The sequence below is a fragment of the Pseudomonas sp. AL 58 genome (assembly GCF_036348395.1).
GTDB classification, from domain to species: Bacteria; Pseudomonadota; Gammaproteobacteria; order Pseudomonadales; family Pseudomonadaceae; genus Aquipseudomonas; species Aquipseudomonas defluvii.
Window position 1 is genome coordinate 293,341 of sequence record NZ_JAZBQR010000004.1, and the last position, 16,419, is coordinate 309,759.

Here is a 16,419-nt window from a genome sequence, read left to right on the forward strand (position 1 = left end):
TGGACAGGCGCCTGACACCTGATCAGCGACGCCAGGCACGCCGCAGGCGTGCCAAGGCATCGGCGATCGCGGCTTCAGGCACCGCAGCAAAGCCCAGTACCAGGCCGGCGCGTTTATCCACAGGGGTGCTTGAGTCCTCCAGCCAGTAATCGCTCAGTGGATTCAGTTCAACCCCGACGGCCTCCGCGCGGGCGATCAGTTCACGCTCACGTGCCAGGTTGTCCACATCGACTTTGACATGCAGGCCCGCCGCCACCTCAGGCATTGCCCCACAGCCGGGGATATCCACAGGCCACCCCGCCTTGAGCACATTGCGCCGACTCAACGCTGCCCGGCGCATACGACGGATATGCCGCTGAAAATGCCCTTGTGCCATGAACTGCGCCATCACCACCTGATTACCGACTTCCGAATGCCGCACCGCCAGTGCCCGACAGCGGGAAAATGCCTCGACCAATGGCGGCGGCACGACCAGATAACCCATGCGCAGGGCCGGAAAGGCGATCTTGCCGAAAGTACCGACATACAGCACACGGCCATGTGGGTCCAAGGCTGCCAAGGGCGCCAGGGGCGCACCGCTGTAGCGGTATTCACCGTCATAATCGTCCTCGACAATCCAGCCATCGCTGCGTTCAGCCCAGGCCAGCAGTTCCAGACGCCGGGCCAGGCTCATGGTGACGCCCGTAGGGTACTGGTGTGAAGGCGTCACGTAGCTCAGGCGGCACTGGGGCAGTGCCGACAAGGCTGCGCAATCCATCCCTTCGTTATCTACCGCAACACCGAACACCCGTGCCCCGGCAAGCGCGAACGCATGCCCGGCAGCCCGGTACCCAGGGTTTTCCACAGCCACCCCATCGCCAGGCTCCAGCAACAACTGTGCACAAAGGCTGATCGCCTGCTGTGCGCCACTGGTGATCACAATTTGTTCAGCGCTGCAGGAAAGTCCCCGAGAACGACGCAGGTAGGTCGCAATCAGTTCGCGCAAAATCGGCTCACCTGCCGGATCACCGTAACCGAGCAAGGCCGGATCGGGCTTACGCCAGAAACCCGCTTGTAGCTTGGCCCACGTCTCGAAGGGGAATAGATCGAAAGCGGGCGCACCAACCCGGAATGCCCTCGGTGGCCCGCTTTTCGGTGCTGGCAAATGATGCTTTTCAAGCCGACTCAAAGTCCCAGTGTGGATAACTCTACTGGTTAGATGCTCAGTGCTTTCTGGCGATTTTGTGGATAAGGCTGTGGAAAAACCCCGGGATAACCCTGTGGATATATTTGTGGATAGTTTTGGCAACTGAGCAACATAGGTGCCGTCCCCTACCCGGCTTTCAATAAAACCTTCGGCGTAAAGCTGGTCATAGGCACGCACCACACTGTTGCGCGACAGCGCCAATGCCTTGGCCAGATCGCGACTGGCCGGCAAACGTGTACCGCTGCCCAATCGCCCATCCAGCACTCTGGCACGCAAGACTTGATACAACTGGCGACTCAACCCCAGACGCCGATCAAGTACGATACCCGTTGGATCAAAGGGCAATGACAGGGGCTGCTCGCGCACGGTATTGGACCTATAAAATCGTTAGTGAATGGCTCTTACCATAGGCCAATAGCCTGCCTAGGATGGCTGCATTCGCCAAGGACTATCGCCATGTATATACCCAGTGCGTTCCGGGACACCGATCTCGACAGCCTGCACCAGCAAATCGAACAGACCCGCCTTGCCGTTCTTGTCACACACGGCCAGCAGGGCTTGCAGGCGAGCCACCTGCCGTTGCTGTTGAAACGCGACGAAGGCCCTAACGGCACACTCTACGGGCATCTGGCCAAAGCCAACCCCCAGTGGCAGGACCTGGCCACTGGCAGCGAAGCGCTGCTGATCTTCGCGGGAGCCGACGCCTATGTCAGCCCGACCTTCTACCCAAGCAAAGCCGTGGACGGTAAAGCCGTACCCACCTGGAATTACCTGGCGGTGCATGCCTACGGCTGCGCCGAGGTGTTTAACGACCCGCAACGCTTGCACTCATTGCTCGACAGCCTCAGTGAGCGCCATGAGCATGGCCGCCCACAGCCCTGGTCGATCGACGACGCGCCCGTCGACTATATCAACGGCATGCTCAAAGCGATTGTCGGCTTCGCCCTGCCGATTGAGCGTTTGCAAGGCAAACGCAAGACCAGCCAGAACCGCAACAGCGCCGACATTGAAGGCGTACGCAAAGGCCTGAGCGAGAGCCCAGACCCACTGGATAACCAATTGGCCGCCCTGATGCGCCAACCCTGAAGGAGCCTGAAATGCCCACCGTACAGATCCGCCCGGTCGAAGCCGACGACCATAGCGCCTGGCTGCCCCTGTGGCAGGCCTACCAGCGTTTCTACGAAACCCAGATTGATGAGCAGGTCAGCGCAGTGACCTGGCAACGCATGCTCGACCCCGCCGAACCCATTAATGCAGCACTGGCCTGGGTCGACGGCAAGGCCGTGGGCATGGTCCATTGGATCTATCATCGTTCCTGTTGGACCACGGAAAACTCATGCTACCTGCAAGACCTGCTGGTCGCTCAGGAGCAACGTGGCCAGGGCATTGGTCGGCAGTTGATCGAGTTCGTCTACGCGACTGCCAGCGCTGCGGGATGCGCCAAGGTCCACTGGCTGACCCACGAGACCAACACCACCGCCATCGCTCTCTACGAGCAGTTGGCCGAACGTCCGGGCTTCATTCAGTTCCGCAAACTGTTGTAATTCGAGGAGCCGTCCCATGAACACTCTGCTGAACTGGCACCCCGCCAAACTGCCACCCGCCACCCCGTTGACCGGGCGTTTCATCCGCCTGGAGAAACTCAACCCGCGCCAGCACCGTGACGACCTCTGGGAAGTGTTCAATGGCCCCGATGCTGACGCTGCGCTATGGAGCTACCTGCCCTACGGCCCTTTCGAGGAGCGTGAAGCGTTCGACCACTGGCTCGACAGTAATGCCGCCACCAGTGACCCGTTGTTCTACACCGTCATTGACCTGCACAACGGCCAGGCCCAGGGCATTCTCAGCCTGATGTCGATAGTGCCAGCACACGGTCGCATCGAGATTGGCCATGTCGCCTTCGGCGCCGCCATGCAGCGCACACCGAAAGGTAGCGAAGCCATCTACCTGCTGGGCAAGCTGGCCTTTGAGCTGGGAAACCGCCGCCTGGAGTGGAAGTGCAACGACGCCAATAGCCGTTCAAAACGCGCGGCTGAACGCTTCGGCTTCCACTATGAAGGGCTGTTTCGCAAACACATGGTGGTCAAGGGGCAGAACCGCGATACGGCCTGGTACTCGATCACCGACGATGAATGGCCTGCCATCGCTGCCGGTTTCGAGCGCTGGCTTGCGGCAGAAAACCAGCGCCCTGACGGTCAGCTCAGAACGCTGGAGGCGTGTCGCGAATCCGCCTGAAGGATCAGCGCAGGCGTTGCGCCAGGACAGCTATGTGCTCCGGGCCAATGCCACAGCAACCACCCAGGTGGCTTGCACCGCGCTGACGCCAATTTTCGGCCCAGTGCAGGTAGCCCGGCGGATCAAGGTCTTCGCGTAGCTCGTCCAGCCCATCGTTGGCGGTAGCGTCCTTGGGTTGCGGCGGGAACGCATTGGCGTAGGCGCCGATGGCAATCTGTACACCCAACCGCTCGAAGGTTTCGCGTGCGGCATCGATAGCCGCGCCGATGACTTCCGGCTGGCTGCAGTTGAACAGCAAGGTCTGCACACCCAGCTGTGCGGCCACTTCGGCAGCCTCACTGACGGGCTCGCCAGAGCGCAGACGCGGCAGGTCATCGACATCGTCGTCCTGCAGGGTGAAGGACAGCCAGAACGGCTTGCCATCGTTGGGCAGGCCGGCACGAATGGCCCGCGCTTCGACGATGGAGCTCTGGGTCTCGGCCAACCACAGGTCGACATGCTCAGCCAGACCTTCAACCAACGGCGTCAGGACTTCGCTGACCCGAGCGGCATCGAACAGGTCGGGACGGTACGAGCCGAACAGGGGTGGCAATGAACCGGCAACCCGTACCGGCTGGCCACTGGCGTCCGCAGCAGCGCGGGCCAGTTGCCCGGCGGTCGAGGCCAAGGCCCGCCCTTCAGCGGCAAAGCGGGCCTCGCCGATGTGGAATGGCACCACGGCATAGCTGTTGCTGGTAATGACCCGCGCCCCGCTTTCGATGTAGGCCGCGTGCACGGCCACCACAGCCTCCGGGGCCTCACTCAAGGCCAGCGCCGACCATTCCGGTTGCCGAAAGGGCGCGCCACGGCGCTGCAGCTCACGGCCCATGCCACCATCGAGAATCACCACCGCACTTTCACCCATATAACGTCCACTTCTATGAATATAAATAAAACTTACTAGTAGAGTTTTTCTTATAACTATTTAATACGCCGGACATTCAATTTAACAACTCTTTTTTCAGGTGATTTTCCATGCGTTTTTCCACCTTGTTGGGCGCCAGCCTGCTGGCACTGAGTGTGACCACCCAAGCCCTGGCGGGGGCAACGCTGCAACGCGTGGAAGAACGCAAGGAACTGGTCGGCGTGCTGATGGAAAGCTACCCGCCATTCTCTTTCCTCAACGAGCAGAACCAGCTGGACGGCTTCGATGTCGATGTGGCGAAGGCCGTAGCCGAAAAACTCGGTGTCAAACTGCGCCTGGAAACCCCATCCTGGGACGTGATCGCCGCCGGTCGCTGGAGCGGTCGATACGATATCTGCATCTGCTCGATGACGCCGAGCAAGGCTCGCGCCCAGGTCTTCGACTTCCCGGTGGAGTACTACGCTTCGCCTGCCGTCATCGTGGTCAACGCCAAGGATGACCGTATTCACGGCGCTAAAGACCTCAGCGGCCTGAAAGTCGGCCTTACCAGCGCCTCCAGCTACGAAAGCTACCTGAACAAGAACCTCGTCATTGAAGGCGCGGAAGACAAGGCCCTGGACTACCCATTCGAGAACGTCCAGATCGCCCCCTATGACACCGACAACGTGGCCTTTCAGGATCTGGGCCTGGGTGCCGGCGTGCGCCTCGATGCGATCCTCACCAACCTGGTCACCGCCCAGCCGCGCCTGAATCAGGATGCGCGCTTCAAACTGGCCGGCCAGGCGCTGTATGAAGAACCTAACTCGGTGGCCATCGAGAAAGGTGATGCGGCCTGGAATGCCAAGGTTCAGCAAGTGTTCGCCGAGCTGAAACAGGACGGCACCCTGAGCCGCCTGTCGCAGAAGTGGATCGGCGCCGATATCAGTAAATGAGTGCCTATCAGCCACCGCCCAGCCAGGCTACGCGCACGCTGGGCCAGCGCCTGTTCGGTTTTCGCACGCGCCTTTACCTGACGTGGGCAGCGTTGTTCGTGATGTTCGTCGGGTTCTTCCTGAGCTTCGACCTGAAGTTTTCGATCATCATCGACAAGCTGCCTAACCTGCTCGGGCTGCACCTGGCACCGAATGGTTTCCTGCAAGGCGCAGCACTGACCCTGTTCCTTTGCCTGTGCTCGATGCTCAGCTCGGTGATACTGGGTTTCGCTGCGGCGCTGGCGCGCCTGTCGAACAGCGCTGTCGCCTTGGGCATCGCCAGCTTCTACACCTCGTTCTTTCGCGGCACGCCGCTGCTGATCCAGATCCTCTTGATCTACCTGGGCCTGCCGCAAATTGGCGTTGTACCTGGTGCGATCAGCGCCGGGATCATTGCCTTGTCGTTGAACTACGGTGCCTACCTGAGTGAAATCTTCCGAGCCGGTATCATTGGCGTGGCGCCCGGCCAGCGGCAGGCGGCCATGGCCCTGGGGATGCGCCCACGGGCAATTTTCTGGCACATCACCCTGCCCCAGGCCATGCGTACGATCATTCCGCCAAGCGCCAACCAGTTCATTTCCATGCTCAAGGATTCGTCGCTGATTTCGGTGATGGGGGTCTGGGAAGTGATGTTTCTGGCGCAGTCCTATGGCCGCTCCAGCTACCGCTACCTGGAAATGCTGACCACTGCAGCCGCCATCTACTGGCTGCTGTCGTTTGCCCTGGAGTTGCTCCAGGTGCGCCTGGAACGGCACTACGGCAAAGGCTATCGGCACTGACGCCGCATCGCCAAATCGCGCATAAAAAAAGGGGGGCATATGCCCCCCAGAGGTTAACCGTTTACTACCGAGGGCTGTTTCAGCCCTCGATCTCGATCAGGATCTCGCCCGGGTTGACCCGGTCGCCCTTGGCCACGTGGATAGCGACAACTTTACCGGCGATGGCCGACTGCACTTCGGTCTCCATCTTCATCGCTTCGGTGATCAGCACGGCCTGGCCGGCTTTCACCGTGTCGCCTTCCTTGACCAGCACATCGACGATGTTGCCCGGCATGGTGGTGCTGACATGCCCTGGCTCGCTGGCCTGCTTGCGCTTGCTGCCGCCACCGCCGACGAACTCGTTGAGTGGCTCGAACACCACTTCTTCCGGCATGCCGTCGATAGACAGATAGAAGTGACGCTTGCCTTCGGACTTGACGCCAACACCGGTGATATCGACGCGGTAGGTCTCACCGTGAACATCAATGACGAACTCGGTCGGGACGCCTTCACCACCAGCCGAGCCCACGGCACCGGCTTCAGGAATCGGCAGCAGCACTTCAGGGGTCAGGGTGCCGGCATCGCGCTCTTCGAGGAACTTGCGGCCAATATCCGGGAACATGGCGAAAGTCAGTACATCTTCTTCAGACTTGGCCAGGTTGCCGATGTCCGAACGCAGCTTGGCCATCTCAGGCTTGAGCAGGTCAGCCGGACGCACGTCGATTACTTCTTCGCTGCCAATCGCCTGACGACGCAGTTGGTCGTTGACCACGCCCGGCGCCTTGCCATAACCACCTTGCAGGTACAGCTTCACTTCGTTGGTGATGGTCTTGTAGCGCTCGCCCGCGAGGACGTTGAAGAACGCTTGAGTACCGACGATCTGCGAGGTCGGCGTAACCAGCGGTGGGAAGCCGAGGTCTTCACGCACCCGCGGAATTTCGGCCAGCACTTCGTTCATGCGATGCAGCGCGCCCTGCTCCTTGAGCTGGTTGGCCAGGTTGGAAATCATCCCGCCTGGTACCTGGTTGACCTGCACACGGGTGTCAACGGCGGTGAACTCGCTTTCAAACTGGTGATACTTCTTGCGCACGGCGTAGAAGTACAGACCGATTTCCTGCAGAAGCTCCAGGTCCAGGCCGGTGTCGAATTCGCTGCCCTTGAGCGCGGCAACCATCGACTCGGTACCCGGGTGGCTGGTGCCCCAGGCGAAGCTGGAGATCGCGGTGTCGATATGGTCGGCACCGTTTTCGATGGCCTTGAGTTGGCACATCGCGGCCAGGCCAGCGGTGTCGTGGGAGTGGATGAACACCGGCAGCGACTGCTCGGCCTTCAATGCCTTGACCAGTTCACCGGTGGCATACGGGGTCAGCAGGCCGGCCATGTCCTTGATCGCGATCGAGTCGCAGCCCATGGCTTCCATCTGCTTGGCCTGTGCCACGAACGCGTCGATGGTGTGTACCGGGCTGGTGGTGTAGGCAATGGTGCCCTGGGCATGCTTGCCGGAGGCCTTGACCGCCTCAATGGCAACGCGCAGGTTGCGCACGTCGTTCATGGCATCAAAGATGCGGAAGACGTCGATGCCGTTGACAGCTGCCTTGGCCACGAACGCCTTGACCACGTCATCGCTGTAGTGCCGGTAGCCGAGCAGGTTCTGCCCGCGCAGAAGCATTTGCAGGCGGGTGTTCGGCAGTGCCGCACGCAACTTGCGCAGACGCTCCCACGGGTCTTCCTTGAGGAAACGTACGCAGGCGTCAAACGTCGCGCCACCCCAGACTTCCAGCGACCAGTAGCCGACTTTGTCGAGCTTGTCGCAGATGGGCAGCATGTCTTCGGTGCGCATGCGGGTTGCCAGCAGGGACTGGTGGGCGTCACGCAGGATCGTGTCGGTTACATGAATTTTCTTGGACATTTTTTCGTATTCCTCACAGGCCTGCGTGGGCGGCAATGGCAGCAGCGATGGCCAGGGCCAGCTCTTCGGGTTTGCGCTTGATCGAGTAGTTGGTCAGTTCCGGATGGCTTTCCACGAAGCTGGTATTGAACTGGCCACTGCGGAATTCCGGATTGCGCAGGATTTCCTGGTAATAAGCGGCGGTGGTCTTTACCCCTTGCACGCGCATGTCATCCAGCGCCCGCAGGCCGCGGTCCATGGCTTCTTCCCAGGTCAGGGCCCAAACCACCAGTTTCAAGCACATCGAATCGTAGAACGGCGGGATGGTGTAGCCGGTGTAGATCGCCGTGTCGGTACGCACGCCAGGACCACCGGGTGCGTAGTAACGGGTGATCTTGCCAAAGCTGGGCAGGAAGTTGTTCTTCGGGTCTTCGGCGTTAATCCGGAACTGCAGGGCAAAGCCGCGGTGCTGGATGTCTTCCTGCTTGATCGAGAGCGGCAGGCCCGACGCAATACGAATCTGCTCACGTACGATGTCGATGCCGGTGATTTCCTCGGTGATGGTGTGTTCCACCTGCACCCGGGTGTTCATCTCCATGAAGTACACCTCGCCATCGGCGAGCAGGAACTCCACGGTACCGGCGTTTTCATAACCGACCGCCTTGGCCGCACGTACCGACAGATCGCCGATGTAGGCGCGCTGTTCCGGGGTCAGCTGAGGGCTGGGGGCGATTTCGATCAGCTTCTGGTTGCGGCGCTGAATCGAGCAATCGCGCTCGAACAGGTGCACCACATTACCGAAGCTGTCACCGAGGATTTGCGCCTCAATGTGTTTCGGGTTGACGATGCATTTTTCGAGGAAGACTTCCGCCGAACCAAAGGCCTTGGTCGCTTCGGAAATCACCCGTGGGAACGCCTGTTCCAATTCTTCACGGCTGTTGCAGCGGCGAATACCACGACCACCGCCACCCGACGTAGCCTTGAGCATGACCGGGTAGCCAATGCGATCACCTTCGCGCAGCGCCTCGTGTATGTCCGCGACGTTGCCTTCGGTGCCCGGGGTCACGGGTACGCCGGCCTTGATCATGCTGCGCCGCGCTTCGGTCTTGTCGCCCATCCGGCGAATGACCTCTGCCGCAGGACCAATGAACTTGATCCCACGTTCAGCGCAGATGTCTGCAAGTTCGGCGTTCTCCGACAGGAAACCATAGCCAGGATGCAGGGCATCGCAGCCGGTCTCTACCGCCAGGTTCACCAGCTTGCGCGGGTTCAGGTAACCGGCCAGGGGTTCGGCACCAATACTGTGAGCCTCGTCTGCACGCTTGACGTGCAGTGCATGACGGTCGGCATCGGAATAGATCGCCACCGAGCGAATGCCCATTTCGGCGCAAGCACGGACAATCCGTACTGCGATCTCACCCCGGTTGGCGATCAGGATTTTTTTTATCACTGGAATATTCCCAAGCCATTGGAACAGACGAACCGGCGAGACCGGTCGGCGCGTGACCATACGTTGCTGGCCAGTCGCATAAGTACCCTAGCGCCGTCGCTTAATAAACAAAAATCAATATTTATTAGGCCTTGCATTAGCAAAAGCTTATAGTGCCGTAACAAGGTTTGTCCGGAGCCGGATGAGAGATGCGTAAGTCATTGATGCGTATGACATTACGGCAGTTGAAAGTCTTCAACGAAGTCTGCGATCTGCGCTCCTACAGCCGAGCCGCCGAGGAGATGTCGCTGACGCAACCCGCCGTTAGTCTACAGATCCGCCAGCTCGAAGAACTGGTCGGCCAGCCGCTGTTTGAGTACGTGGGCAAGAAGCTCTACCTCACCGAAGCCGCTGAGGCTTTGCAGCGCGCCAGCCGAGACATCTTCGGCCGCCTGGAGAGCTTCGACATGCAGCTCTCGGACATGCAAGGCTCTCTGCAGGGACAACTGAAACTGGCGGTGGAGTCCAGCGCCAAGTACTTCGTGCCGCACCTGTTTGCCGCCTTCAAGAAGCTTCATCCCGAGGTCAACCTGACCCTTACCGTGGTCAACCGCGCCCAGGCGATTCGGCGCCTTTCGGACAACCGGGATGACCTGATCATCATGTCCATGGTGCCGCAGGACATGGGCCTGGAATTCATGCCCTTCCTGAACAACCCGATCGTTGCCGTGGCGCCACCTGACCACCCGCTCTGCAAGCTTGAACGCCTGCGCCTGCAGGACCTGGAGCCCCACACGCTGTTGGTCCGCGAGCAAGGCTCAGGCACGCGCAAAGCCTGCGAAGAGTACTTCAAAGACAAACGCGTACACTTCTCCCAGACACTGGAGGTGGCGTCTGCCGACGCTCAACGCGAGTGCGTCATTGCCGGGCTCGGGATCGCACTGCTGACGCGTCATGCGTTGAACCTGGAACTGGCCACCGGCGTGTTGCGCGAACTGCCCGTGGAAGAGCTACCGCTGTACCGAAGCTGGTGCGTGGTACAGGCCAAGGCCAAGCGGCAGTCGCCGGTAGCCCTGGCCTTTCTTGCATACATCCGCAGCGAACGCGCGCAAATCAGCGCACTTGTTGAGCGTTTCTCGGGGACTCTGCCGCCGATACCTGCCAGAGGTTGACGGCCTGTAATTCGGGGTAGTCAGCAATTTCCTGCAACAGGCGGCGCTGCTCGGAATAGCTTTCAATCGCACGGCGATACTCCATGCGGCGCTGATCCTTTTCCTGCTGCTTGCGGGCCTTGGCGTTGGACGGGTACGGACGATCAAATTCACGAGCCATTGCGAATCTCCCTGGTCAAGTACGGGAGTTTCAGGGTGCGCAATGGCGGTGACGATTTGGCGGCGCGGCGATGACAAAACCATGAACCTTGCCGACCGTACGGGGACAGTCGGCGGCGGTCAGTCGTCCAGGGCCTTGATCGACTTGGGTGACAGACGCAGGCTGCGCAAGCTGCGTTTGACGCTCTTGAGGTGGTTGACCAGGCTCGGGCCACGGGCCATGGCAACGCCCATTGCCAGCACGTCGATCACCACCAGGTGGGCGATCCGCGAGGTCAACGGGGTATAGATCTCGGTGTCTTCATGAACGTCGATGGCCAGGTTGACACTCGACAGCTCAGCCAACGGGGTCTGGCTCGGGCACAGGGTAATCAGGGTTGCCCCACTCTCGCGCACCAGGTTGGCGGTGATCAGCAGGTCCTTGGAGCGCCCGGACTGGGAAATGCAGATGGCCACATCACCCGGTTTCAGGGTGACCGCCGACATCGCCTGCATGTGCGGGTCGGAATAGGCAGCAGCGCTGAGCAGCAGACGGAAGAACTTGTGCTGCGCATCGGCAGCCACTGCGCCGGAGGCGCCAAACCCGTAGAACTCGACGCGCTGGGCCTGGGCCATGGCGGTCACGGCACGCTGCAGCGCTTGGGCATCGAGGTGCTCACGCACTTCCATCAGGGTGTGCAGGGTGGTGTCGAAGATCTTCAGGCTGTAGTCGGCAACCGAATCGTCCTCATGGATCGCAAACTGGCCAAAACTGGCCCCGGCCGCCAGGCTCTGGGCAAGCTTGAGCTTGAGGTCCTGGAACCCGGAGCAACCAATGGCGCGGCAAAAGCGCACGATGGTCGGCTCGCTGATGCCGACGCTGTGGGCAAGGTCGGCCATGGAGCTATGCATGACGGCTGCTGGGTCGAGCAGCACGTGGTCGGCAACCTTGAGCTCCGACTTGCGTAGCAGATGGCGCGACTGGGCGATGTGTTGCAACAGATTCAAGGGCAGGACTCGGTTATGATCGACTGACCGGGTTGTAGCTTTCTTGTAGTTATACTACATGACCGGCGACCCGCCCAGCTAAACGATCTAGGAGAGTGGTGGTATTGACTATCCCTTGCGACATCATGGTATTCGGCGGCACCGGTGACCTGGCCCTGCACAAGCTGCTTCCGGCGCTCTACCACCTGTATCGCGAAGCACGCCTGCACCCTGAAGTGCGTATCGTTGCGCTGGCTCGAAAAAATCTGCCGCGCAGCGACTATCGGCTGCTCGCCGAGCGCCGCTGCCGGGCCCAGATTGCCCGCCATGACTTCGATGAAGAGGTCTGGAAGCGCTTCTCCGCGCGTCTCGACTACTTTCCCATGGACGCCTCGCAGAGCGCCGACTTCGGCCGTCTGGCACGCTTCCTCGGCGAACCAGGCGGGCTGACGCGGATCTACTACCTGGCCACGGCCCCCGATCTGTTCGTGCCGATCATCAGCCATATGCAGATTGCCGGGCTGGCTGACAGCGACGCGCGGGTCGTACTGGAAAAGCCTATCGGCCACTCGCTGGAATCGGCAACGGCAATCAACAGTGCCATTGGCGCCGTGCTCGACGAGTCGCAGGTGTTCCGGATCGACCATTACCTGGGCAAGGAGACCGTACAGAACCTCATGGCCCTGCGTTTTGCCAATGCCCTGCTGGAACCGGTATGGCGCAGTAATCAGATCGACCATGTGCAGATCAGTGTGTGCGAAACCCTGGGCGTCGAAAACCGCGGGGCCTACTACGACCGCGCTGGCGCGACACGCGACATGCTGCAGAACCATCTGCTGCAACTGCTTTGCCTGGTAGCCATGGAGCCACCGGCTCAATTCAACGCCGAAGCCGTGCGCGATGAGAAGGTAAAGATCCTCAGGGCCCTCAAGCCGATCACCGGCCAGGATGTCCAGGATCGGACCGTGCGCGGCCAGTACAGCGCGGGCAAGATCGGCGGGCAGGAAGTACCGGCGTATTACTTCGAGAAAGATGTCGACAACGACAGCGATACCGAGACCTTCGTCGCCGTTGAAGCCTATATCAACAACTGGCGCTGGGCCGGTGTACCGTTCTACCTGCGTACCGGTAAACGGATGGCGAAGAAGTCATCGCAGATTGTCATTCAGTTCAAACCGGTACCGCACCAACTGTTCGAGGGCGCACAAACCAATCAGTTGCTGATTCAGCTACAGCCGGACGAACGCATCAGCCTGCAGATGATGACCAAAAGCCCAGGCAAAGGCATGCGCCTGGAGCCTGTGGAACTGAACCTGAACCTGGCCCAGGTGTTCGGCCAGACGCGTCGCTGGGAAGCCTATGAACGGCTGCTGCTGGATGTGCTGGAGGGCGATTCAACCTTGTTCATGCGCCGTGACGAAGTCGAGGCCGCCTGGGCCTGGATTGACCCGATCCTTAACGGCTGGCAGGAATATTTCCAGGCCCCCAGGCCCTACCACGCTGGCACCAACGGCCCCGACCAGGCACACAGCCTGCTGGCCCATCAAGGCCGGGAATGGCACAACTGAGCACATGACACGCGCCAATGAGCGACTACTATGTAATACCGATAGTGATTCGTTTGATCCGATACTGAACACCAGCGCTTGGCTGAGCGCGAACGCTTCTCCCCTTGCCTGCCTGGTACCCGCAATGCCAGGCAGGTTTTTTGTTTGCAGGGTATTCAGCCACGCGACTGCATCACCACACAGGCGGCATCGACAGCAAACTCATCAGATTGGCCGCCGCCACCGGCCGGCTGATCAGATACCCCTGTACCTCATCGCAGCCCTGCTCACGTAGAAAAGCCAACTGCTCCTGCGTTTCAACACCCTCGGCCACCACCTTGAGCGCCAGGCTATGGGCCATGACGATGATTGCTCGGGTGATCGCTGCATCCTGACTGCCTTCGGTCAGGCCGCGAACAAAGGTTTGATCGATTTTGACGTAGTCCACCGGGAATCGCTTGAGGTAACTCAGGGACGAGTAACCCGTTCCAAAATCGTCGATGGCCAGCTTCACCCCCAACTCATGCAACTGACGGAACGTCGCAATGATGTGCTCGACACTGTCAAGCAACTGGCTTTCGGTCAGTTCCAGCTCCAGCAGATGAGGTTCCAGCCCGCTCTCATCAAGCACTTGACGCACCAGGCTGACCAACTTGCCCTGACGTAACTGATGAACCGAAAGGTTTACCGAGACACGTATCGGTGCCAAGCCCTGACGCTGCCATTCGCAGGCTTGCCAACACGCCTGACGCAAGACGAACTCACCCATCGGCGCGATCAGCCCGGTTTCCTCGGCCAACCCGATAAACTCGCTCGGCGGTACCATGCCCCATTGCGGATGATGCCAGCGCACCAAGGCTTCGGCTGCTGTCAGACGCCCTGTGGCCAGGCACAGTTTTGGTTGGTAGTAGACCTCCAGCTGGCGTTCTTCGATCGCCCTGCGCAACTGATTCTCCAGTTGCAGACGCTCCAACGTGCTGGCCTGCAGGCTTTCGGTGTAGAACTGGAAGTTGTCGCCCCCCAGGTGCTTGGCGTGCTGCATCGCCATGTTCGCTTGGCTGACCAGCATACTGACCTCCCGAGTGGTGTCGGAGAGCAGGCTGATACCGACCGATGCACTGATCACCAACTCATGACCCGCAACCCGCAACGGTGCACGCAGCTTGTCGAGCAGGCGTGTCGTAACCCGCACCAGGCTCGACAGGTTGGTGTACCCATCAAACAGCACGGCAAACTCGTCCCCGGAAAGCCGCGCAACGGTATCGGCCTCAGGCAACGCATTGCTGATACGCCGGGCCATCTGGGTCAGCAGTTGATCTGCGATCTCATGCCCAAGGCTCTCGTTCAACAGCTTGAAGCGATCGAGGTCGATATGCAGCAAGGCCAGGCTACGGCCACTCAAAGGTAAGCGCTGCCCGGCTTCATGCAAACGCAATCGGAACAGCGCACGGTTGGCCAGGCCCGTGAGTTCGTCGTAATGCGCAAGGTAGCGCAAACGCTCTTCCGACTCGCGCCGCGCAGAGAGATCACTGAAGAAGCCAACAATACTGCTGATGTTGCCCTGTGCATCCCGCACACCATTGAGTTGCAGCCACTGGGGATAGAGTTCGCCACTCTTGCGCGCCTCAACCAGCTCACCCTGCCACCCGCCCTGCTGCTCCAGGGCCTGGTCAATCGCCGACAGGTGCCGCCGCGCGTCGCGGCTGCAGGGCAACTCCAGCACGTTGCGCGCCAGCAACTCTTCTCGGTCGTAGCCGGTGATCCGACAAAATGCCTGATTGACGGCCAGCAGCACGTAATCCGGGTCGAGAATGGCAATACCTTCGCTGGCAGCCTCGAACACTGTGGCCGCCAAGCGTTGCTGCTCTTCCTGAGCCTTGCTTGCGCTGATGTCGCGCCGCGTCCCCAGCATACGCACAACACGCCCGTCGGCATCGCGCTCGACGGCCCGGCCACGGTCCTCGACCCAGCACCAGTGGCCCTGGCTGTGACGAACCCGGTACTCGATACGGTAATCCTCGGTGCGCCCCTTCAAATGCTCGACCAGCGTGCGCTTGAGCGACGGCAGGTCCTCGGGGTGCAAGCGCGGCTTGAGGTGAGCCAGCATCGCCTTGACCTGCTCTGGATCAAGGCCAAACAACTCGCGAAGCTGGGTGTGGTGAACCTCATCGCTCTGCAGGTTCCAGTCCCATAAACCCAGCTCACTAGCGTCCAGCGCCAACGCCAGGCGTTGCTCGCTCTTGCTCAACGCCTGATTGGCGGCGTCCAGTTGCTGGCTGCGCTGCGCCACCCGCGACTCCAGGCCGACCTGGGCCTGACGCAACTGGTCTTCGATCAGCCGTCGCCGCTCGACTTCACTGGCCAAGGCCTGGTTGAGCTGCTCACTGCGATGCTGTGCAGCCTGCAGGTGTTCAATCAGCGCCTGATTCTGAAAGCGGCGCAGCAACCCGTTCTCAATCAGGCGATTGACCTGCCAGGCAACCACTAACAAGGCCCCCAGCAGGATGAGGCCCAACCAGCCCCAACCCAGGTGCTCGTCGGCACCACTCCAGAACAGGTAGAGGATCGGCGGCAACAAACATGGCAAGGTGAAGCTGAGGAAGGCGGGCAAGCTGACAGCGTAGGCAATGCTGGCCGAAAGTGTCGCCGCGCCAAGCAGGCCAAAGACCCAGGCTTGCTGTACGAAATTATCCGTAGGCACCAGGGCGATCGCTGCACTGGCCAGGGTCAGGCCACTGAAAGCCGAACCCAGGAGGAACATTCGCCACCAGGTCGGTTGCGCCTGACGTTCTGGCATGGCCGCGTCGAATGCCGCGACCTGGATCACTCGCAAGGCAACCAGGGCCATCAGCCAGACCATCCAGATACTGATCTGAAAATAGCGTGGCGGGCTCCACAGCAACCAGGCGCATACCAGGCCATTGAGCAGCATGAACAACGTTGGCAGCAGTGACCCCTGATACAACAAGCGGGTGCGCTCGACGGCCAGTTGCGTGGCAAATTGCTTTCGAATGCTCCGACGTGCTTCCTGAGGGACGCTCGCAGAGCCTGAACCGAAGGTCATAGGCAGTATTCTTGTAATGGTGAGCCTTAAACGTGGCACGGAGCATACACAAGCATCGACCACTACCAAACTGCTCTGCGTTATAAATATTCACCAACCTGATGCACGCGCCATAACCATGGCGACCGCTCAAGCACGCG

At 60.4% G+C, this 16,419-nt stretch carries 14 protein-coding genes; 7 read left to right on the forward strand and 7 right to left on the reverse strand.

What is annotated here, in order from left to right:
• Positions 1-22: 22 nt before the first annotated feature.
• A complete protein-coding gene (gene pdxR, locus UIA24_RS06755) occupies positions 23-1,552 on the reverse strand; it encodes a MocR-like pyridoxine biosynthesis transcription factor PdxR (protein ID WP_330522480.1) in 1,530 nt (509 codons plus the stop codon).
• A gap of 90 nt (positions 1,553-1,642) precedes the next feature.
• Between pdxR and UIA24_RS06760 the strand changes: the two genes are divergently transcribed.
• The 3 genes from UIA24_RS06760 to UIA24_RS06770 are packed head-to-tail and all read left to right on the forward strand — an operon-like array spanning position 1,643 to position 3,421.
• Positions 1,643-2,272, forward strand: a complete 630-nt coding sequence (locus tag UIA24_RS06760) for an FMN-binding negative transcriptional regulator (protein WP_330522481.1) — start codon at positions 1,643-1,645, stop codon at positions 2,270-2,272.
• A gap of 11 nt (positions 2,273-2,283) precedes the next feature.
• A complete protein-coding gene (locus tag UIA24_RS06765; RefSeq protein ID WP_099776399.1) occupies positions 2,284-2,730 on the forward strand; it encodes a GNAT family N-acetyltransferase in 447 nt (148 codons plus the stop codon).
• Positions 2,731-2,746: 16 nt separating this feature from the next.
• A complete protein-coding gene (locus tag UIA24_RS06770) occupies positions 2,747-3,421 on the forward strand; it encodes a GNAT family N-acetyltransferase (RefSeq protein ID WP_102052743.1) in 675 nt (224 codons plus the stop codon).
• A gap of 4 nt (positions 3,422-3,425) precedes the next feature.
• Here UIA24_RS06770 and UIA24_RS06775 read toward each other — a convergent pair whose 3' ends face one another.
• Positions 3,426-4,325, reverse strand: coding sequence for a homocysteine S-methyltransferase family protein (locus UIA24_RS06775; protein ID WP_099776403.1), 900 nt, complete (start codon positions 4,323-4,325; stop codon positions 3,426-3,428).
• 110 nt (positions 4,326-4,435) lie between these two features.
• Here UIA24_RS06775 and UIA24_RS06780 point away from each other — a divergent pair, with 110 nt between their 5' ends.
• The gene (locus UIA24_RS06780) at positions 4,436-5,257 is read left to right on the forward strand and encodes an ABC transporter substrate-binding protein (RefSeq protein ID WP_065758100.1); all 822 of its coding nucleotides are present in this window, start codon (positions 4,436-4,438) and stop codon (positions 5,255-5,257) included.
• Entirely contained in the window at positions 5,254-6,075 is an 822-nt protein-coding gene (locus UIA24_RS06785; protein WP_330522482.1) for an amino acid ABC transporter permease, read from the forward strand. The genes UIA24_RS06780 and UIA24_RS06785 overlap by 4 nt, the downstream gene beginning before the upstream one ends.
• 79 nt (positions 6,076-6,154) lie before the next feature.
• Here the strand turns inward: UIA24_RS06785 and oadA are convergent, their stop codons facing one another.
• Both oadA and UIA24_RS06795 read right to left on the reverse strand, forming a co-directional pair.
• On the reverse strand, positions 6,155-7,963 hold the full coding sequence (gene oadA, locus UIA24_RS06790) for a sodium-extruding oxaloacetate decarboxylase subunit alpha (RefSeq protein ID WP_099776405.1): 1,809 nt from the start codon (positions 7,961-7,963) through the stop codon (positions 6,155-6,157).
• 13 nt (positions 7,964-7,976) lie between these two features.
• Positions 7,977-9,392, reverse strand: coding sequence for an acetyl-CoA carboxylase biotin carboxylase subunit (locus tag UIA24_RS06795; RefSeq protein WP_065758097.1), 1,416 nt, complete (start codon positions 9,390-9,392; stop codon positions 7,977-7,979).
• A gap of 203 nt (positions 9,393-9,595) precedes the next feature.
• Here UIA24_RS06795 and UIA24_RS06800 point away from each other — a divergent pair, with 203 nt between their 5' ends.
• Positions 9,596-10,543 (forward strand): LysR family transcriptional regulator, encoded by a 948-nt coding sequence (locus tag UIA24_RS06800; RefSeq protein WP_176717392.1) that lies wholly within the window; start codon positions 9,596-9,598, stop codon positions 10,541-10,543.
• Here UIA24_RS06800 and UIA24_RS06805 read toward each other — a convergent pair.
• Positions 10,485-10,703 (reverse strand): PA3496 family putative envelope integrity protein, encoded by a 219-nt coding sequence (locus UIA24_RS06805; RefSeq protein WP_065758095.1) that lies wholly within the window; start codon positions 10,701-10,703, stop codon positions 10,485-10,487. The two genes, UIA24_RS06800 and UIA24_RS06805, sit on opposite strands and share 59 nt — an antisense overlap.
• A gap of 119 nt (positions 10,704-10,822) precedes the next feature.
• A complete protein-coding gene (gene hexR, locus UIA24_RS06810; RefSeq protein WP_065758094.1) occupies positions 10,823-11,689 on the reverse strand; it encodes a transcriptional regulator HexR in 867 nt (288 codons plus the stop codon).
• A gap of 104 nt (positions 11,690-11,793) precedes the next feature.
• Here hexR and zwf point away from each other — a divergent pair, with 104 nt between their 5' ends.
• Positions 11,794-13,236 (forward strand): glucose-6-phosphate dehydrogenase, encoded by a 1,443-nt coding sequence (gene zwf, locus UIA24_RS06815; protein WP_065758162.1) that lies wholly within the window; start codon positions 11,794-11,796, stop codon positions 13,234-13,236.
• Positions 13,237-13,408: 172 nt separating this feature from the next.
• On the opposite strand, the gene UIA24_RS06820 is transcribed toward zwf, so the two are convergent.
• Positions 13,409-16,279 carry an EAL domain-containing protein gene (locus UIA24_RS06820; RefSeq protein WP_330522483.1) on the reverse strand — a complete coding sequence of 957 codons (2,871 nt, stop codon included), beginning with the start codon at positions 16,277-16,279 and terminating at the stop codon, positions 13,409-13,411.
• Between the last annotated feature and the right edge of the window lie 140 nt (positions 16,280-16,419).

Excerpts from the sequence above, each read along its gene's own strand:
- oadA (WP_099776405.1), bottom strand. The coding sequence starts at position 7,963 with ATGTCCAAGAAAATTCATGTAACCGACACGATCCTGCGTGACGCCCAC.
- UIA24_RS06770 (WP_102052743.1), top strand. The coding sequence starts at position 2,747 with ATGAACACTCTGCTGAACTGGCACCCCGCCAAACTGCCACCCGCCACC.
- UIA24_RS06805 (WP_065758095.1), bottom strand. The coding sequence starts at position 10,703 with ATGGCTCGTGAATTTGATCGTCCGTACCCGTCCAACGCCAAGGCCCGC.
- UIA24_RS06780 (WP_065758100.1), top strand. The coding sequence starts at position 4,436 with ATGCGTTTTTCCACCTTGTTGGGCGCCAGCCTGCTGGCACTGAGTGTG.
- UIA24_RS06800 (WP_176717392.1), top strand. The coding sequence starts at position 9,596 with ATGCGTATGACATTACGGCAGTTGAAAGTCTTCAACGAAGTCTGCGAT.
- UIA24_RS06760 (WP_330522481.1), top strand. The coding sequence starts at position 1,643 with ATGTATATACCCAGTGCGTTCCGGGACACCGATCTCGACAGCCTGCAC.
- UIA24_RS06775 (WP_099776403.1), bottom strand. The coding sequence starts at position 4,325 with ATGGGTGAAAGTGCGGTGGTGATTCTCGATGGTGGCATGGGCCGTGAG.
- UIA24_RS06765 (WP_099776399.1), top strand. The coding sequence starts at position 2,284 with ATGCCCACCGTACAGATCCGCCCGGTCGAAGCCGACGACCATAGCGCC.
- UIA24_RS06820 (WP_330522483.1), bottom strand. The coding sequence starts at position 16,279 with ATGACCTTCGGTTCAGGCTCTGCGAGCGTCCCTCAGGAAGCACGTCGG.
- UIA24_RS06785 (WP_330522482.1), top strand. The coding sequence starts at position 5,254 with ATGAGTGCCTATCAGCCACCGCCCAGCCAGGCTACGCGCACGCTGGGC.